The 17805-nt window shown below is 73.0% G+C and carries 14 protein-coding genes; 4 read left to right on the forward strand and 10 right to left on the reverse strand.

Annotation, left to right across the window (positions count from 1 at the left end; translation table 11 throughout):
* Positions 1–6: 6 nt before the first annotated feature.
* Positions 7–525 (reverse strand): rhodanese-like domain-containing protein, encoded by a 519-nt coding sequence (locus tag E5671_RS10505; protein ID WP_443032783.1) that lies wholly within the window; start codon positions 523–525, stop codon positions 7–9.
* A 103-nt stretch (positions 526–628) separates the two neighbouring features.
* On the opposite strand from E5671_RS10505, the gene E5671_RS10510 reads away from it, so the two are divergent.
* The gene (locus tag E5671_RS10510; protein ID WP_160503583.1) at positions 629–1075 is read left to right on the forward strand and encodes an Lrp/AsnC family transcriptional regulator; all 447 of its coding nucleotides are present in this window, start codon (positions 629–631) and stop codon (positions 1073–1075) included.
* Between the two features lie 10 nt (positions 1076–1085).
* Here the strand turns inward: E5671_RS10510 and E5671_RS10515 are convergent, their stop codons facing one another.
* The 3 genes from E5671_RS10515 to E5671_RS46175 form a co-directional block, all read right to left on the reverse strand.
* Positions 1086–4187, reverse strand: a complete 3102-nt coding sequence (locus tag E5671_RS10515; RefSeq protein WP_160503584.1) for an AAA family ATPase — start codon at positions 4185–4187, stop codon at positions 1086–1088.
* Positions 4184–5347: an exonuclease SbcCD subunit D gene (locus E5671_RS10520; protein ID WP_160503585.1), complete on the reverse strand. Its 1164-nt coding sequence runs from the start codon at positions 5345–5347 to the stop codon at positions 4184–4186. Before E5671_RS10520 ends, E5671_RS10515 begins: the two co-directional genes overlap by 4 nt.
* A 117-nt stretch (positions 5348–5464) precedes the next feature.
* Positions 5465–6652: a DUF6777 domain-containing protein gene (locus E5671_RS46175; RefSeq protein ID WP_336605725.1), complete on the reverse strand. Its 1188-nt coding sequence runs from the start codon at positions 6650–6652 to the stop codon at positions 5465–5467.
* A gap of 180 nt (positions 6653–6832) precedes the next feature.
* Here E5671_RS46175 and E5671_RS10530 point away from each other — a divergent pair, with 180 nt between their 5' ends.
* Positions 6833–8143 carry a streptophobe family protein gene (locus E5671_RS10530; protein ID WP_160503586.1) on the forward strand — a complete coding sequence of 437 codons (1311 nt, stop codon included), beginning with the start codon at positions 6833–6835 and terminating at the stop codon, positions 8141–8143.
* On the opposite strand, the gene E5671_RS10535 is transcribed toward E5671_RS10530, so the two are convergent.
* From E5671_RS10535 to E5671_RS10550, 4 genes are all read right to left on the reverse strand, one after another.
* Positions 8132–9154, reverse strand: a complete 1023-nt coding sequence (locus E5671_RS10535; protein ID WP_160503587.1) for a serine/threonine-protein kinase — start codon at positions 9152–9154, stop codon at positions 8132–8134. The two genes, E5671_RS10530 and E5671_RS10535, sit on opposite strands and share 12 nt — an antisense overlap.
* Complete coding sequence (locus tag E5671_RS47395) at positions 9154–10068, reverse strand: hypothetical protein (RefSeq protein ID WP_336605726.1); 915 nt, start codon at positions 10066–10068, stop codon at positions 9154–9156. Before E5671_RS47395 ends, E5671_RS10535 begins: the two co-directional genes overlap by 1 nt.
* A 35-nt stretch (positions 10069–10103) precedes the next feature.
* Positions 10104–12461, reverse strand: a complete 2358-nt coding sequence (locus tag E5671_RS10545) for an FHA domain-containing protein (RefSeq protein WP_160503588.1) — start codon at positions 12459–12461, stop codon at positions 10104–10106.
* Positions 12462–12538: 77 nt separating this feature from the next.
* Positions 12539–13165 (reverse strand): YigZ family protein, encoded by a 627-nt coding sequence (locus E5671_RS10550; protein WP_160503589.1) that lies wholly within the window; start codon positions 13163–13165, stop codon positions 12539–12541.
* 100 nt (positions 13166–13265) lie between these two features.
* Here E5671_RS10550 and E5671_RS10555 point away from each other — a divergent pair, with 100 nt between their 5' ends.
* The gene (locus E5671_RS10555) at positions 13266–13946 is read left to right on the forward strand and encodes a 4'-phosphopantetheinyl transferase superfamily protein (protein ID WP_160510104.1); all 681 of its coding nucleotides are present in this window, start codon (positions 13266–13268) and stop codon (positions 13944–13946) included.
* Here E5671_RS10555 and E5671_RS10560 read toward each other — a convergent pair.
* Positions 13921–15588 carry an amidohydrolase gene (locus E5671_RS10560; protein ID WP_336605727.1) on the reverse strand — a complete coding sequence of 556 codons (1668 nt, stop codon included), beginning with the start codon at positions 15586–15588 and terminating at the stop codon, positions 13921–13923. The two genes, E5671_RS10555 and E5671_RS10560, sit on opposite strands and share 26 nt — an antisense overlap.
* Positions 15585–17033, reverse strand: coding sequence for an APC family permease (locus tag E5671_RS10565; RefSeq protein WP_336605728.1), 1449 nt, complete (start codon positions 17031–17033; stop codon positions 15585–15587). Before E5671_RS10565 ends, E5671_RS10560 begins: the two co-directional genes overlap by 4 nt.
* A 125-nt stretch (positions 17034–17158) precedes the next feature.
* On the opposite strand from E5671_RS10565, the gene E5671_RS10570 reads away from it, so the two are divergent.
* Complete coding sequence (locus tag E5671_RS10570; RefSeq protein ID WP_160503590.1) at positions 17159–17803, forward strand: TetR/AcrR family transcriptional regulator; 645 nt, start codon at positions 17159–17161, stop codon at positions 17801–17803.
* Positions 17804–17805 lie beyond the last annotated feature (2 nt).

The following is a 17805-nucleotide window of genomic DNA, read 5'->3' on the forward strand; positions in this document are numbered from 1 at the left end:
GGGGCCTCAGCAGCCGCAGTCGTCCGCGTCCAGCGGGGCCGTCAGGGCATCGGGTGTGCGGCGCGCGCTGCCCTCCCAGGTTTCGAACTCGAAGCCCTCTCGGGCCCAGTACTCGAAACCGCCCAGCATTTCCTTCACCTGGAAGCCGAGTTGGGCGAGGGCGAGGGCCGCGCGGGTCGCGCCGTTGCAGCCGGGGCCCCAGCAGTACGTGACGACCGGGACCGACTTGTCGAGGAGTTGCTCCGCCTGCTCGGGGATGAGGGCGGTGGGGAGGTGGATCGCGCCGGGAATGTGGCCCTGGTCCCAGGACGCCGTCGAGCGGGAGTCGATCACGACGAAGCCGGGGTCGCCGTCGGCGGACAGCGCCGCGGCGACGTCGGACACGTCGGCGTGGAAGGCAAGGCTCGCGCCGAAGTACGCGGCGGCGGCTGCCGGGGCGGCGGGGACCACCCGCAGGACGGCGTTCCGGGCGCCCGCGGCCGCTGCCTGGGGGCTCGTGGCGGTCGTCGGCTCTGTGTTCGTCACTGTGCTCATGGCCAAAAATCTACGGGCGAATCCGCCCACCCAGAAGAGCCGATCACCGGCGTACCTCTTGATCGGCCGGGGATTCCCCTGTTACCTCTCAGGCATGACCGGTTATTCCACGGACGCCACCGACTGGCGCATCCTCGACGTCCTCCAGCGTGAGGGCCGCGCCAGCTACGCCGAGCTGGCACGCGCCGTCTCCATGTCCGCAAGCGCCGTCACCGAACGGGTCCGCCGCCTGGAGGAGGCGGGCGTGATCCAGGGGTACGCGGCCGTGGTCGACCCGGAGCGTCTTGGTCTGCCCATCCTGGCGTTCGTGCGCCTGCGCTACCCGAACGGCAATTACAAGCCGTTCCACGACCTGGTCGAAGTGACCCCGGAGATCCTGGAGGCGCACCACGTCACCGGCGACGACTGCTTCGTGATCAAGGTCGCGGCGAGCTCGATGGGTCACCTCGAGGAGGTCGCGGGGAAGATCGGCGCGCTGGGGTCGGTGACCACCAGCATCGTCTACTCCTCTCCCCTGCCGAGGCGCCCTCTGGGCCGCTGACCCCGGCGGCTCAGACCCCGCCGCCCCGCTGCCGTACGACCGACCCCGCGCGTCCCTTCTCGACCTCCAGCTGAGCGTGGACGCGGCGTCGCAGGTCCGCGACGTGGCTCACGATGCCGACGCTGCGGTCCCGCTCCCGAAGGGAGTCGAGGACGTCGAGGACCTCGTCGAGGGTCTGGTCGTCGAGGCTGCCGAAGCCCTCGTCGATGAAGAGCGTGTCGAGCCGTACGCCGCCCGCCTCGTCGGTGACGACGTCCGCGAGACCGAGCGCGAGGGCGAGCGAGGCGAAGAAGGTCTCGCCGCCCGAGAGCGTGGACGTGTCGCGCTCGCGCCCCGTCCACGCGTCGACCACGTGCAGCCCGAGGCCCGAACGGCCGCGCCCCGTACGGTCGTCGGAGTGGACGAGGGTGTAGCGGCCCGACGACATGCGCCGCAGCCGTGCGGTCGCCGCGGCCGCGACCTGTTCGAGGCGGGCCGCGAGGACGTAGGACTCCAGGCGCATCTTGCGTTCGTTGTCCGCCGACGTGCCCGCGGCGAGTCCCGCGAGGCGCGCCACGCGGTCGTACTCGGCGCGCAGCGGCGCGAGCCGCCGGGCTCCTGCGGCCGACCGGTCGGAGAGGCGGTCGAGTTCGGCGCAGCGCCGCGTGGCCGCGTCGAGTGCGGAAGCGGCCGCGCGGGCCCGCCGGTCAGCTTGCTCGGCGGCTTCCTGGGCGGCCCTGAGGTCGGCGGGCGGCTGCTGTGCCGCGGCGACCGCGTCGGGCTCGGCGAGGAGGGAACGCACCGCCGCCTCTTCGTTCCGCCACGCGTCGATGCGCTGCTGGAGCTCGCGGTGGCGCGCGTCGTCGAGCAGGGCGTCGGCGGCGTCCCCCGGCGTGTCGAACCCGGCGCGGAAGGCCGCGTCGGCGAGTCGCGCGTCGGCGTCCTTGAGCCGCTGGGCGGTGTCGTCGGCGACGCGCGCGGCTTCTGACGCCTCGGTCAGGAGCGCGGCCTGCCGCTCCAGTTGTGCGGCTCGGGCGGCGACGCTGCCGCTGGCTCCCCGCGCACGGGTCAACTCGACGCTCAGGCCTGCCTGTTCGCGCTCCAGGGCGTCCCGCAGAGTGGCGCGGGACGCGGCCCGCACAGCGGCTTCCTGCTGCACGGAGACCCTGCGGTCGTGCTCGCGCTCGGCCTGAGCGAGGGCTTCCCGTGCGGCGTGCAGCCCGGAGGCGCGGCTGCGCGCCCCGGCGTGTTCACCTCGCAACTCCTCGACGAGTACGGCGAGTTGCTCGACCGAGGGCCCCTGCGGGGCAGCCTTCGACTCTTCGGCACCCGACTCCCCGGCGGACGACCCCGACGCCGCCGCCCCGGCCGCCGCCAACGACTCGCGCAACTCGCCGAGTTGCCGCTCCTCCCGCGCGCGCAACTCCTCCGCCTGCCGGTAGGCGGCAAGCGCGGACTCCTCCGTGGCGCGGTCGACGTGACCGGCCGACTTCGGCGCGGGCGCGGGATGTTCGGTGGCTCCGCAGACCGCGCAGGGGTTGCCGTCGGTCAGGCCCGCGGCCAGTTCCGCCGCGATGCCGGTGAGACGCTGCTCCTTCAGGGTGAGCCAGTGTTCGTGGGCCGCGGTGGCACGCTCGCGGGCCGCGAGGGTGCGTTCGTACGCGACGGCAGCCTCCTGCGTGAGGCGGTCACGGCGGCGGGCCGCGTCCAACCTGCCCTGTGTGGGCTCCAGTTGGCCCGCGATGTGCTCCGCGCGCGTCGCCGCCTCCTGGGCGGAATCGATGCGCTCCTGGAGCGCGGCCCGGTTCGCTTCCCAGCCGTCGAGCCAGCCTGCCGCCTCGCGCAGCAGCTCGTCGTCGGCCCGCTCCTCGCGTTCCAGGGACGCGCGCTCCGTGCCGAGTTCGGCGAGGCGCCGCTCGGCGCGCCGGGCCGATTCGAGGCCGCCGAGTTCTTCGGCGACCTTGCGCGCGGCGGCGGCGAGCCCCGACGCGCCGGAGTCCGCGAACGTGGCGGGCAGCTGCCCACGCGCGCGTGCCTCGTCGGCGCTCGCGCGGCGGTGTTCCTCCTCGGTGGCCCGGCGAAGGCCGAGCGCGGGGGCGACCGTCTCGGCCTTGCGGCCCCGCTCCATCCGGGTCTGCCGCTGCCGGTGCTCGTCCGCGCGCTCCTGAAGGCGCCCCGCCCGCTCCTGCGCCTGGGCGAACCGCGTCTGCAGCCGGTCGAGTTCGCGTACGTCGTCCAGGCGGCGCCCCGCGGCGGCCTGCGCGGACTCGGCGGCCGTGAGGGCGCACGCGGCGATCGTGCGCCGTTCGCGGGCGCTGGTGCGGGCGACGGCGGCCCAGGCCAGGACGGACTCGGCGAGCCCCGGGTCGCCGGGCGACAGGTCGGGCAGCGGCGACTCCGCATGCTCCAGGGCCTCCAGGTCGCCCCCGGCGGCCTGCTGCATCCGGTGCGCGTCGGCGAGGAGCTCCCCGTCGCCCTCCCGCACCGCGCCCTCGGCGTCGCGCCGCTGCTCGGCGAGGCGCTGCTCGACCGCGGCGAACCTGCGCGTGTCGAAGAGCCGCCCGAGCAGTTTGCCGCGGGCCTCGGCGTCGGCCCGCAGGAAACGCGCGAAGTCGCCCTGGGGCAGCAGCACCACCTGGCAGAACTGTTCCTTGCTCATGCCGAGCAGCTGCGTGATCTCCTCGCCGATCTCCTGGTGGGAGCGGCTGAGGTCCTTCCACTCACCGCCACCCTCGCCGCCACCCCCACCGGCGGCCTCGTACTCGTACTCGCGGAGCCAGCTCTGCGCCTTCTCCATGGTCGTGCCGGTGCCGCGCTTCTTCGGGCGCTCCCACGGCGGCTGCCGGGTGACCTCCAACCGGCGTCCGGCGACGGTGAGTTCGAGGCACACCTCCGTCCGCGCTTCGGGCCGCGCGTGGTCGCTGCGCAGCGTCACTCCCTGGCCGCTGCCCTGCCGGGGGCCCGGCACCGAGCCGTACAGGCCGTAGCAGACGGCGTCCAGGACGGACGTCTTCCCGGCGCCGGTCGGTCCGTGCAGCAGGAAGAGCCCGGCGGCCGAGAGGTCGTCGAAGTCGATGTCCTGGGTGGTGCCGAAGGGGCCGAACGCGGTGATCCTCAGCCGGTGCAGCCTCATCGGGCCACCTCGCGCAGCGTGTCGTCGGTACGGACGGTGTCGAACGCCGCCCGCAGCACCGCCTGTTCGCGTACGTCGGGTCCCGCTCCCCGCACATGGGACACGAAGTCCTCCGCGATCTGCTCGTCGCTGCGCCCCTTCAGACGCTGGGCGTACGAGACGTCCGGGTCCTCGGGGGCGCGTTCCGGGTCGAAGACGAGGCTGAGGGTGTGCGGGAAGCGCTCGCAGAGGCGGGCCATGGGGTCGTCGGGCCGCACCGCGTCGGTGAGTGTCGCCTCGACCCAGGCCTCCTCGTGGCGGGCGAGCTCCGGGTCGGCGAGCAGCGTCTCGATGTCGCCGCGAATGCGGGCGAGGGGCCGCGGCACCGGGCAGTCGATCCGCTCGGCCGCGATCTCCCCGGCGGCGCCGATGTCGACGAGCCACATGCTCTTGCGGTGCGCGGACTCGGAGAACGAGTACGGCAGCGGGGAGCCCGAGTAGCGCACGCGCTCGCTGATGGCCTGGCTGCCGTGCAGGTGGCCGAGCGCCACATAGTCGACGCCGTCGAAGACCCCCGACGGCACGGCGGCCACCCCGCCGATGGTGATGTCGCGCTCGCTGTCGCTCGCCTCGCCGCCGGTGACGAAGGCGTGGGCGAGGACGACGGAACGGGTGCCCGGCGTGCGGTCGGCGAGGTCGGCGCGCACCCGGTCCATGGCGGCCCCGAGCACCGCCTCGTGTCCGGCCCGCTCCACCCCGAATTCGTCCTTGACCAGTGCCGGTTCGAGATAGGGCAGGCCGTAGAACGCCACGTCCCCGTGGCCGTCGGCCAGGACCACCGGGTCCGCGCAGGCGGCGGGCGCGGTGCGCAGATGGATGCCCGCGCGGCCGATGAGTCCGGCGCCGACGCCGAGGCGGCGTGCCGAGTCGTGGTTGCCGGAGATCATCACCGTCGGGACGCCGAGGTCCGCGAGGCGGTGCAGCGCGTCGTCGAAGAGTTCCACGGCGGCGAGCGGCGGCACCGCCCTGTCGTAGACGTCCCCGGACACGACGACGGCGTCCACCTCGCGCTCACGCGCGGTGGCGACCAGGTGGCCGATGAACTCGGCCTGGGCGCCGAGCATGTTCACGCGGTGGAACGCCCGGCCCAGATGCCAGTCGGACGTGTGCAGAATTCTCAAGACGCCGCTCCGGCCCACATGCTCGCTCTCCCCTCCCACGCCCCGGATCGAGGACCGCCCCAGCACGGGCCTCGCCGACAGCACCCACCACGCTAGCGCCTGTGGGCACCTGCTCGATCACGAACCTCCATCTGTCACCGGTGCGGACGGCGGCTGCGCGGGCTGCGAGGAGGGCGGCTGTTCCTGCTCCGATGAGGGTGTCTGCGGCGCCGACGAGGCGGGCGGCGAGGAGGGCTCGCCTGAGGACGGGGAGGCGGAAGGTGACGACGGGGACGCCGAGGACGGGGCCTCGGACGGCGAGGGGGACGGCTGGTTCACCGGCGGCTCGGTCTTCGTGTCACCGGCGCCCGTGTCGCCCTTGTCACGTTCGAACCAGTCGCCGCTCTCTGGGTCGTACATGACGAAGACGTTCACGACCTGGGTGGCCGGTGCCACGACCACGACGTTCGACGACTTGTAGCCGGGCCACGCGTCGCCCGTCGGCTTCGGGGCGCTCTTCTGCGCGACGGGCGGCAGCAGCGGATTGCCGCAGGCACAGCGCACGCGCGGCACGCCCCGGTCGTCGACGAGCACGGCGGTCCCGGCCTGGAGGACGGCCTGATAGGCGGTGGGGGCGCCGTCGCGGTAGCCGTGGTTGGTGACGCGGGTGTCCATGCGCAGCTGTACGGGTGTGAGCGCACGCAGGTACGCGGGGACGGCGGAGGCCTCGATGTCGAGGACCGAGGCGAACGCCTTGTTCTTCGCCGGGTCCGCCTTCAGGGCGCTGACCTGCTTCTCCACGTCGCAGCTTCCGACCTTGCGCGTCCCGCCGTAGAGGCCGGGAGCGGCGCCGTCGACGCCACGTGTGACGTTGGCCGAGGCGGTCGAGCTCGGCAGGGCGCTGGGGGACGGCGGCGTGGCGTCGTCCCGGGCCGTCGACTCGGTGAAGGGGTCGGGGCCCTGCTTCCCGGCGGGCTGGAGGGCGACGTCGCCGCCGGACTTCGAGGTGCCGTCGGGCCGTGTGAGGACGACGGTCAGCACCACCGCGGCCACGAGCACGAGCGAAATCGCCGCCACGCGCGGCGCCGACTTCCACCAGGGGCGCTCCGGCTCAGGACCGCCGCCGGGGCCCGGCTCGGGGCTCGCACCGCTCGGCGGACCGGGTCGGTCGGGTGGGCCGGGTGGGCCACTCGGCGGGCCCGACGACCGGTCCCCGCCGGGCGGCGGCGTCGAACCGGCCTGGGTCGCCCCAGGCTGCGAAGGGCCCGAGAGCGGGCCGGACGGGGGTCCTGTGGGGCGTCCTGACGACGGCGGTTCGGCGCTCACGAACACTTCTTCCCTGCGTAGGGGACGTAGGAGACCGCTACGTACGGTTTCTTCCGTTACGCGCCTATTGTGTGTCCCGCTTCCCGGGAGCCCGCAAGCCGACGCGGTCGGCCCCGTGGTCGGCCGCGCGGTCGGCCCTCCCGAGGGGCGGACCGCCGCCGCGCTGCTTAGCGTGACAACGTGAGCGACCAGAAACCGCCCGGGCGGGCAGCCGCGCAGCGGGCGCCGCAGAACCGGCGGGCACCCCACGGCTGGATCCACGCCCTGCTCGCCGTGCTCGCCGCGCTGGTGGCCATGGCCGTCGTCGCCGCGCTCGGCCTGTGGGCCGCAGGGGCGGCGGACCTGCCGGGCGGCGCGTTTCCCAGCGTCGTCGCGGCCGTCGTCGTGATGGCGGTCGGCGGCTCCGTGGGGCTCTCCGGCGACGCCGGGGCGATCGCCGAGACGAACGCCGGGCTCTCCGTGCTGCCCCTCTCGGTCACCCTTGCCGGAGCTCTGGTGATCGCCGCCGGGTTCCTCAGGCCGCTGCGGCACCGCGCCGTCGCCGACACCAGGGAACTGGCCGGCTGGGCGGGACGGTTCGCGGCGCTGTGGGTACTGCTGCTCATCGGCCTCGGCCTGCTGGCCCGCCACCGGTTCACGATCTCGCTCGGCGAGGGGACCGCGTCCGACATCGGTGACGCGCTGGGGGCAACGCCCAAGGTCGGCTTCGAGACCGACGTACCCCTGACCATCCTCTTCGGACTGCTGTGGCTGGCGGGTGTCCTCGCCGTGGCGCTGCTGGTCTCGCGCGGGGCCCCGCTCCCGGCCCGCCTCGTGCGCTTCCAGGAGTCGGTGCGTCCCGCGGCGTACGCCATGGTGGTCCTGCTGCTCTCGTACGTCGCCCTGGGGCTGGTCATCGGCGTGGTCGTGGCGGTGACCAAGGGGCATGCCGCCGAGACGCTCGCGGTGCTGCTGCTCGGGCTTCCCAACCTCGTCTGGCTCGCCTTCACCATCGGGCTCGGCGCGTCCTGGGAGGGCCGCGTGGACGGGCCGTTCGGACTGCCCATGCCGAAGGTCCTCGACGACGTACTGCGCACCCCGGAGGACTCCACGCTCAGTCTGCGGACGCTCTCCGACCACGACGGCCGGGTGTGGTGGCTGCTTGTCGTCGCGGCGGTCCTGGTCATGGGGGCCGCGTTCCTGATGGCGGCGCGCTCACCTGCCCGGATGCGGGCCTGGCAGCACGCCGTGCACATGGCGGTGGCGCTGACCCTCACCGTGCTCGCCGTCTGTCTGCTGGCCCGCCTCTCCGCCCATTACGGTCTGTCGCTCCTGGGCATCGGGGATCTGGGCGGCGGCCTGTCCGGCCTGGTGAAACTCCACCCGAACCTGGGGACCGCGCTGATCCTCGCCGTGGCGTGGGGTCTTGTCACCGGTTTCATCGGCGGGCTGCTCGCGCGTCCCGTCCACCGGCGCGGTGAGGTGGGGCAGGACGGTTCCTCACCGTCCTAGCCGCCGGAAGACCGGCCGCGCCCAGCTCGGCGGCTCCGGAGGCCCTCCCGGGTCAGCCGGGGCTTCCACGACCCCCAGATCCACCTGCGTGGGGGCGTGCCCCTCCGCGCTTCCGGTGGCCGCGGCGCGCAGGGCGGCCGCGAATTCGAGGCAGGAGCCGTACCGGTCCTCGGGGCGCTTGGCCAGCGCCTTCGCGAGGACGCCGTCGAGGGCCGCGGGAACCCCGGGGCGCTTCTCCGTCAGCCGGGGCGGCTGGTCGTACTGATGGGCCCAGAGCAGCGCCATGTCGTCGTCGCGCTGGAAGGGCGGCCCGCCTGCCATGGTCTCGTGGACGACGCAGGCGAGGCTGTAGACGTCGCACCGGCCGTCCACGGGGCGGCCCGAGATCTGCTCGGGCGCCACGTAGTCGAGGGTTCCGACGAACTGGCCCACGGTCGTGAAGCCGGTCAGCGACAGCGACTTCTTCGTCAGGCCGAAGTCCGTGAGGTAGACGTGCTCCGGGTGGTCGCTGTCCGTGCCCTTGGCCACGAGGATGTTGCCCGGTTTGACGTCACGGTGGACCAGGCCGTGATCGTGGGCCGCGTCGAGCGCGGAGGCGACTTGGGCGGCGATGCGGAGGGCAGCCCCTACGGGGAGCGGCCCCGATCCGTCGAGTAGATGCCGCAGGTCGAGCCCGGGAACGTACCGCATGGCGATGTAGAGCACGCCGTCGGTCTCGCCCGCCTCGAAGACGGGCACGATGTGCGGATGCTCGATCGCGGCGGCCACGCGTGACTCGTGCGTGAAGCGCTGCCGGAAGGTGTCGTTGCGCGCGAGCTCGGGGGCGAGCAGCTTCAAGGCAACGGTCCGGTCAAGCCTCAGGTCCTTGGCGCGATAGACGACAGCCATCCCGCCGCGCCCGATCTCGCCCTCGACGCGGTAGCCCGCGATCTGCTTCCCGATCAGCTCGGACGGCCGCCCGGAATGGAGACTCGGGCTCGACGACACGTCGTCGCGCGGCGCGGTTCCCATCAGGCGTCACCGGACCGAACCGCCGGATCAGGATCGCCGGTGAAGGGCGGGATACGACGGGTGACTCCTTCACCGTACGGAGCACGCCCCTCCCCCGGATCAGCCACGGCTTCAACGACCTGCGTCGGCTCCGGACCCCCCGCGCCTCCGCCCACGGGCGGCACTCGTCGGGTGCCGTCCTCGCCGTACGGAGCATCGCCCTGACCCGGATCGCGGGCAGCCTCAACCACTTGAGTCGGCTCCGGATCTCCCACGCCTCCAGAACCCGTCCCGCCGCCGCTCACCGGCGCCACCCGACGGGTGCCGTCCTCGCCGTACGGAGCATGCCCCCGGCCCGCGTCCGCCTCGGCCACCACCTGCGTCGGGTCCGGAGTCCCGGTCTCACCGCCGCTCACCGGGGCCCCGCCCGCGCCGTCATCGTGGGCGCCCGGATCCTTTGCCGCCGCGTACGTGCTGAGGCGGGTTCCGTCGCAGTACACCCATCGCTCGTGTTCGGCGTCGTAGAGCCACATCGACTCGCCGTCCACGACCACGCCCACCCGCAGTCCGCGCGTCCTGCTGCGGAACGTCTCGCCGTCGGTTCCGCCGGACGCCAGTTCCTCCGTCGCCCGGCGGTAGCGGCCCAGTGCCTCCTCGGCTCGCGTCAGGAGCGGGGCCGGGTCCGCCGTGCGGGTCAGGGGGTGGCCCGCGGCCGGCGGGTCGCTCGGTACCGCGATCAGGAGGCGGCCGTCCACCCAGGCCGACCAGTCGTTCGCGCAGACGATGCGGGCCCAGTCGCCTAGCCTGTCGACCAGTTGTACCGGCAGCAGCGCGTCCAGTGGCGCCGTCGGGCGGTTCACGTCCGGTGCCTCCCAGGCGAGCAGCCCGTCCTGGGGGACGACATGGGTGGGACGGAAGTCCGCCGCAGTAGTCATCTCGTCCGCTCCTGATCTCCCGTGCTCCCCGCTTGCTATTTCCGCATGACCGCCGGTTCGTGCCGTCTCAGCAGCCTGGCGACCACGTAACCGAACACGACCGAAAGGGCCAGCAGCATGCCCATGTTGAGCAGCCAGATCCCCGCGGAGTGGCGGAACAGCGGATCGGCGGTCAGCTCTCCCGGCACGATCCTGCCGAGGCCGATCGTCCCCGCCATCGCGCCCAGCGCCCACCGGGAAGGGACCAGCCACGCCAGCTGCTCCACCCCGGGCACCCCGTGGAGTTTCAGGAGCGCGCCGCAGAACACCACCTGGACGATGGCCAGCAGCACGAGCAGCGGCATCGTCACCTCTTCCTTGCGCACCATGGCGGATACGAGGAGCCCCAGCATCATCGCCGTGAACGCCAGCATCGCCACCGCCAGCGTGATCTCGACCAGCGGCGGGAGCAGCACTCCCTTGCCGCCCGGCGCGTTCAGGTCCACGCCCAGGAGCGCCACCAGGGTCAGCACGACGGCCTGAAGGATGGTGATCGTTCCCAGTACGACGACCTTGGACATCAGATACGCCGATCTGGAGAGCCCGACGGCCCGTTCGCGCCGGTAGATGACGCGCTCCTTGACCAGTTCCCGCACGGCATTGGCCGCGCCGGTCAGGACGCCGCCCACGCAGAGGATGAGCAGCGCGTTCATCGCCGTCTCCTGCGTCAGCTTGCTCCCGGCCAGCGCGCGGGCCATGGCTCCCATCACGAAGGGCAACGCGATCATGATCGCCAGGAAGGTCCGGTCGGCGCCGAGCGCGGCCGCGTAACGCCGCACCAGCGTCCGCAGCTGGGACCCCCAGCTCTGCGCCTTCGGCGGGGGCGCGAACGCGGCGACCGGGCCCGCGTCCACCTGCGGCAGATAAGCCTGCGTGGAGGAGTTCACGATGTACTGCTGGTGGAAGGGCGAGCGCCGGTACTCCCTCGCCCAGTCCCGGTCGTGATCCCCCTCGAAGGCCTCGAACGCCTCCGGCCACTCCTCGAAGCCGAAGAACGGGAGCGCGTCCCGCGGCGGCCCGTAGTAGGCGATCCTGCCGCCCGCGGCGAGCACGAGGAGCCGGTCGCAGCCGTCGAGGCTGAGCACACTGTGCGTGACGACGATGACCGTCCTGCCGTCGTCGGCGAGCCCGCGCAGCATGTGCATCACCGAGCGGTCCATGCCGGGGTCGAGCCCGGACGTCGGCTCGTCGAGGAAGAGCAGGGACGGCTTGGTGAGGAGTTCGAGGGCGACGCTCACGCGCTTGCGCTGGCCGCCGGAGAGGCTGTGGATGGGCTGGTCGACGCGCTGTTCGAGGCCGAGCTCGCGGATGACCTCGTCGACCCTGGCCCGGCGTTCGGCCTTCTCGGTGTCCTGGGGAAAGCGCAGTTCGGCGGCGTATCCGAGGGCCCGGCGCACGGTGAGCTGCGCGTGCAGGATGTCGTCCTGCGGCACGAGGCCGATGCGCTGACGGAGCTCGGCGTAGTCGCGGTAGAGGTCGCGGCCGTCGTAGAGGACCGTGCCGTCGTCGGCGGGCCGCAGGCCGGTGAGGGCGTTCAGGAGGGTGGACTTTCCGGCGCCGCTGGGACCGACCACGGCGAGCAGGCACTTCTCGCCGACGGGGAAGGAGATCCGGTCGAGGAGCGTCTTGCGGCCCTTGTCGACGGCGACCGTCAGCTCCTGGACGTCGAGCGACACCTCGCCGGTGTCGACGTACTCCTGGAGCTCGTCGCCGACCAGGCAGTACGCACGGTGGCCGACGCCGACGATGTCCCCGGGCGATACGGGGGCGCGGCCGACCGGCTGGCCGTTGAGGTAGGTGCCGTTGTGGCTGCCGAGGTCGACGATCTCGTACGTACCGTCGTCGAGGACCCGCAGCTCGGCGTGGCGGCGTGAGACGACCAGATCGTCGATGACCAGGTCGTTGTCGGCGGCGCGGCCGATGCGGACGGTACGGGCGGGCAGCGGGCGCACGCTCGTCGGCTGCCGGAAGGTGCCGGTGGCCGAGGGGGTGCGGACGGCGGAGGGGCGCTCGGGGGCGGCGGGCGGGGGCGGCTCACGGCCGACGAGTACCGCGCGCGGGCCGTCCGTGACGCTGCCGAAGCGCAGGACGCTGCCCGGTCCGACGCCCCACTCCTGGACGCGCTGCCCGTCGGCGTACGTGCCGTTCGTGCTGTGCTCGTCCTCGATCGTCCAGTGGTCGAGGTCGGCGTGCAGGACGGCGTGGTGCCAGGAGACGCGCGCGTCGTCGATGACGATGTCGCTCAGTGGGTCGCGCCCGACGTGATAGTCCCGGCTCGGACTCATCACCGTGGAGCCGTTGTCGGTCTCGAGGACGAGTTCGGGCGCAGTCGGCGCCACAGGCCGCTCTCCCATGCCCGAATTCTACCCATTCGCACGCATCCACGCCTGGGCTCGGGCGCCCGCCCGGCGTCGCGAGCGCTCCGCCGGGGTCAGAGGTCCCCGTACGCCTCTCCCCCGAGCTCGAAGACCGCGCTGCCCGCGGTCGCGTCCGCGAGCCAGGCCGTGAAGGCCTCGACATCGGCGTCGGGCAGGCCGATCTCGATGGTCACCGCGTCCCCGTACCGCACGTCGCGCACCTCGCGCCCCGCCGAGCGCAGATCGTTCTGGATCTTGCCCGCGCGCTGGTGGTCGACCGTGACGGTGGCGAGCCTGAAGCGTCTGCGGGTCAGCGTGCCGACCGCGTCGAGCGCCTCGCCGACCGCTCCTCCGTAGGCCCTGATCAGCCCGCCGGCGCCGAGCTTGACCCCGCCGTAGTAGCGGGTCACGACGGCCACGACGTACCGCATGTCGCGGCGCAGCAGCATCTGGAGCATCGGCACACCGGCGGTCCCGCCGGGCTCCCCGTCGTCGCTCGCCTTCTGCACCCCCGCGTCGGCCCCGATGACGTACGCGAAGCAGTTGTGCGAGGCGGACGGGTGTTCCTTGCGGATGCGCGCGACGAAGTCCTGCGCCTCCTCCTCGGTGGCGGCGGGCGCGAGGGCGCACAGGAAGCGCGAGCGGTTGATCTCGGTCTCGTGCACGGCCTCGCGGGCCACTGTGCGGTACTCGTCGTGCATCCCGCCAGGGTAGGCCCCCGCTCACACCGAGGCCCCGGTACGGTGATCCGTTGTGACGTCACCTTCGAATCACGTGCGCCAAGTCCCCAGCCGTACTGACGTGTTGCAGTCGCTGCTCGCCGCTGCGCCCGTCACCGTCGTGGAGACCCGCGAGGACCCGGCCGAGCTGTTCCTCTTTCCCGAGGAGGCGGAGGTCGTGGCGCGGGCCGTGGACAAGCGGCGCAGCGAGTTCGCCACGGTCCGGCAGTGCGCCCGCACCGCCCTGGCCGGGCTCGGCGTGCCGGCCGGGCCGATCCTGCCGGGGCCGAAGGGCGCGCCGCGCTGGCCCGAGGGCATCGTCGGCAGCATGACGCACTGCGCGGGCTACCGCGCCGCCGTCGTGGCCCGCGCCTCGGCGGTCGCCTCCGTCGGCATCGACGCGGAGCCGGCCGCTCCGCTCGGCGACGCCGACGTCCTGAGGCTGGTCTCGGACGAGACGGAGCGCGCGGCCCTCGCCGACCTTGGCAGCCGGCATCCGCACGTCCCCTGGGACCGGCTGCTCTTCAGCGCCAAGGAGGCCGTCTACAAGACGTGGTTCCCGCTCACGGGCCGCTGGCTCGGCTTCGAGGAGGCGCGGGTGGACCTGGCCCCGGACGGCACGTTCACCGCGGCGCTCCTCGTCCCCGGGCCGACGGTGGCGGGGCGCGAGCTGACAGGTTTCCGGGGCGACTGGCTGATACGTGACGGCATAGCGGTCACCGCCATCGTCCTGCCCCTCACGCCTGCCCCGCCCGGTACGTAGGGTCCCCGCCGAGCCACGTGCCGAGCACCCGCACATGCCGGATGGCCATCGGGTCCACGGTGCGCGGATCGGCGGAGAGCCTGACCAGGTCCGCGGGCGCGCCGGGCACGAGCGCGAGGCGGTCGTCCGCGCCGGCCTGGTGGGCGACACCGCTGGTGGCCGCGGCGAGCGCCTGCTCCACGGTGAGCCGCTGGTGCGGGGTCCAGCCGCCCTCCGGATCACCGTCGAACGTGCGCCTGGTGACGGCGACTTGGATGCCCTCAAGCGGCTCGTACGAGCTGACGGGCCAGTCGCTGCCGAAGGAGAGTCGCGCCCCGTCGCGCGCCAACTCCCCCATCGGGTACTGCCGTTCGGACCGCTCCGCGCCGATCCGCGGCATCGAAAGGTCGGTCTGGAGCGGGTCGGGCTGTGCCCACAGGGGCTCGAAGTTGGCGATGACGCCGAGTGCGGCGAACCGCGGCAGGTCGGCGGGGGCGACGAGCTGGACATGGGTGATCACCGGCCGCCGGTCCCAGGCCGGATTGGCGCGGACCGCGGACTCCACCGCGTCGAGTGCGGCCCGTACGCCCGCGTCGCCGATGGCGTGGATGTGCGTCTGGAAGCCGTCGGCGTCGAAGGCGCACACCGCTTCGGCGAGCGCGCGCGGCTCCCACACGGGCATGCCGCAGCTGTGCGGCGCGTCCAGATAGGGGTCGAGCAGGGCGGCCGTACCGCCCTCGATCACGCCGTCGCTGAAGTACTTCACCGTGCGCGCGGACAGCAGCGGGCCGCCCTCGGCAGTCACGCGCGCACGTGCCGCGTCGAACTGCTTGCGCTGCTCGCGCCAGCGATCGGGGTCGGCGCGCTGGGCCAGGTCGACGCGGACACTCAGCGCGTCCTGCCTGGCCGCCGCGAGATAGGCCTCCACCATCTCCGGCTCGACCCAGGCGTCCTGCACCCAGGTGATGCCCGCTCGCGCGTACGCCAGGCCCGCGCGACGCACGGCTTCGACCAGTTCGGCCTCCTCGCGTGCGGGCACCTGGTCGAGCACCAGGTCGCAGGCGTGCCACTCGCGCAGGGTGCCCATCGGGGAGCCGTCGGGGCGCCGGACGATCCAGCCGAGGCGCGGGTCCGGCGTCGAGTCCCGCACACCGGCCCTGCGCAGCGCCTCCGAGTTGCACCACACCGTGTGGTAGTCGCAGGCCCGCAGCACGACGGGCCGCCCGGCGACCGCGGCGTCCAGCCACCGGGCGTCGAACTCGCCGTCGGGAGCGAGCGCGGGGTCGTAGGACGCGCCGACGATCCACTCCGCGTCCGGGTGTGCTTCGGCCCACCGCCCGACCTCCGCGACGATCGCGTCGACCGAGGTGAGGTCCTTGATCTGCGGGCCGAAGCTCTCCAACCCTCCGAAGAGGGGGTGGGCGTGGCCGTCGCCGAAGGCGGAAAGGAGCAGCCCGTCCCCCAACTCGACCACCTCGTCCGCGACTTCCCCGAGCGCGCGGGCCTCGTCCCCGAGCGCGAGGACACGTCCGCCGCGTACGGCGAGTGCCGTGCTGTCCGCGTGGACATCGCTTCCGGTGCGCACCCGCCCCAGGAAGACCCGCGTCACCGTCTCGTCCGCCATGCTTGCCTGCCCCTCCATGGTGTTCCGTTCCTCCGTCACACGCTCTCCGCGTCCACTGTCGTCAGCCGTTCGTACGCCCGCGGTTCGCGTTGTCGGATCCTCAGGGCCAGGGCCACTCCCGCCACGAACAGCACGGGCAGCGGCGCGATGAGCGCGGCGTTGACGCTGCCCGAAGCCCCCGTCAGGAGATCGAGGTTGGCGCACACCAGCGCGATCAGCACCGCGAGGCCCGCACAGGCGATCAGCGGTGCCGCTACCACCCGCCAGGCGGGCATGCCCCTGCGGTCGCGCCGGAAGAAGCCGTACACCGCGAGCGCGGCGAACGCCTGCATCAGCATCACGCCGAGGATGCCGGAGCCGTTGCTCCACAGGAAGGTGACGGTGTACGGATCGGCGCCGCTCACGAGGGTCACTGCGACCACGGCCAGTGCGAGGGCCGACTGCGTCACGACCGCCGTGGCGGGCGCCCGCGTCTTCGGGGACACGGCGGCGAGACGGCGCGGTAACAGCCCCTCGCGGCCCAGGGCGTAGAAGTAGCGGGCGGCGCCGTTGTGGAAGGCCAGGGTCGCGGCGAAGGCGCTGGTGATGATCAGTACGTGCATGGAGTCGGCGGCCCAGGCGCCCGCGAACCGCTCGGTCGCCGTGAAGACCATGTCGGCGCCGCCCTCCCCGTCGGCGACGGCCTGGGCGCGGTCTGATCCGTACGCGTTGATGATCGTCCACACCGTGAAGGTGTAGAAGAGCGCGAGGAACGCCACGGCGATGTAGGTGGCCCGCGGCACCGTGCGCTCCGGCTCCCGCGCCTCCTCCGCGTAGATGGCCGTCGCCTCGAACCCGACGAAGGCGCCGACGGCGAGCACGAACATGCCGCCCACCCCCGAACCGCCCAGGTGTTCCGGCGAGAGCGTGCCGAGGTCGAGTCCCTGGGGCCCGCCGCCGTGCGCGAGGACTCCGGCCTCCAGGAATAGGAGCACGAGGACTTCGAGGACCAGGGCGACGCCGAGGACCTTGGCGCTGAGCGTGACCTTCAGATAGCCGAGCACACCGATCGCGACGAGCCCGGCGAGCGCCCAGATCCACCAGGCCACGCGGACCCCGGTCAGATCCTCGAACCCTGACTCGGTGAACCAGCCGAAGGCGACAAGGAGTCCGACCTCGATGGCGTTGTACGAGAAGAGCGCGACGTACGCGGACCCGGCTCCCGCGGGGCGTCCGAGCCCGCGGCCGATGTAGGCGTAGAAGGCGCCGGCGTTGCGGACGAAGCGGCTCATCGCGGTGAATCCGGCCGCGAAGACGATGAGCAGCAGCCCTGACATCAAGTAGCCGAGGGGCGCCGCCCGACCCGCCATGCCGATCGCCAGCGGGGCCACTCCGGCCATCACGGTCAGCGGCGCGGCGGCGGCCACGACGAAGAAGACGAGGTCGCCGGTGCCGACGGCACCGCCGCTCAGGCCCTTGGCGGAGCCGGAGGTGGGTGCGGTCACGCGGGCGCTCCAAGGGGTCAGACAGCAGGTCCGAAAACTAAAGCCTTTAGTTCAGGCTCGGCAGGACCGTACTCTGCACACGGGCGGCTGTGAAGCCCTCGTCCGAAGAGGGGAGTTGCCAGGCCATGGGCAGAGGGAGACCGCACATACCGGTGCTCAGCGCGGACCTGATAGCGCGGGAGGCCCTCGCGCTGATCGACGCCGAGGGATCCGACGCGTTCAGCCTGCCCCGCCTGGCCGCGCGGCTCGGCGTGAAGACCGCATCGCTCTACAACCATCTGGACGGCCGCGCCGAGGTCATCGAGGGCGTACGGCGTCTGATCGTCGAGGAGATGGACGTCTCCGCCTTCGACACGCTGCCGTGGCCCGACGCCCTTGCCGCGTGGGCCCGTTCGTACCGCGACGCCTTCGCCAGGCATCCGCACTCCATCGACCTGCTGGCCACCACGACCATCAGCTCACCGGCCACACTCAGCATGTACGAGGCGGTCGTGGCGGCGCTGGCCCGTGGCGGCTGGCCGCGGGAGCGGCTGATCGCGGCCATGACCAGCGTCGAGTCGTTCCTCCTGGGTTCGGCGCTCGACCTCGTGGCGCCGCCGCTGATGATCGACCCGGCAGGGCACGCGCCACAGGTGCCCGTCCTGGCGGCGGCGCTGGAGAGCGCCGTCGGCGGTGACAAGGCGGGGCGGGCCGAGGACGCGTTCGCTTCGGGGCTCGACGCGCTGGTCCGCGGGCTCGTTGCCCAACTTGCCGAGCTGCGCGGGGAGTAGGG

Origin of the sequence: Streptomyces sp. BA2 (genome assembly GCF_009769735.1) — a bacterium.
In the GTDB taxonomy this organism is placed as follows: Bacteria; Actinomycetota; Actinomycetes; order Streptomycetales; family Streptomycetaceae; genus Streptomyces.

Excerpts from the sequence above, each read along its gene's own strand:
- E5671_RS10550 (WP_160503589.1), bottom strand. The coding sequence starts at position 13,165 with ATGCACGACGAGTACCGCACAGTGGCCCGCGAGGCCGTGCACGAGACC.
- E5671_RS10545 (WP_160503588.1), bottom strand. The coding sequence starts at position 12,461 with ATGGGAGAGCGGCCTGTGGCGCCGACTGCGCCCGAACTCGTCCTCGAG.
- E5671_RS47395 (WP_336605726.1), bottom strand. The coding sequence starts at position 10,068 with ATGACTACTGCGGCGGACTTCCGTCCCACCCATGTCGTCCCCCAGGAC.
- E5671_RS10535 (WP_160503587.1), bottom strand. The coding sequence starts at position 9,154 with ATGGGAACCGCGCCGCGCGACGACGTGTCGTCGAGCCCGAGTCTCCAT.
- E5671_RS10510 (WP_160503583.1), top strand. The coding sequence starts at position 629 with ATGACCGGTTATTCCACGGACGCCACCGACTGGCGCATCCTCGACGTC.
- E5671_RS10515 (WP_160503584.1), bottom strand. The coding sequence starts at position 4,187 with ATGAGGCTGCACCGGCTGAGGATCACCGCGTTCGGCCCCTTCGGCACC.
- E5671_RS10570 (WP_160503590.1), top strand. The coding sequence starts at position 17,159 with ATGGGCAGAGGGAGACCGCACATACCGGTGCTCAGCGCGGACCTGATA.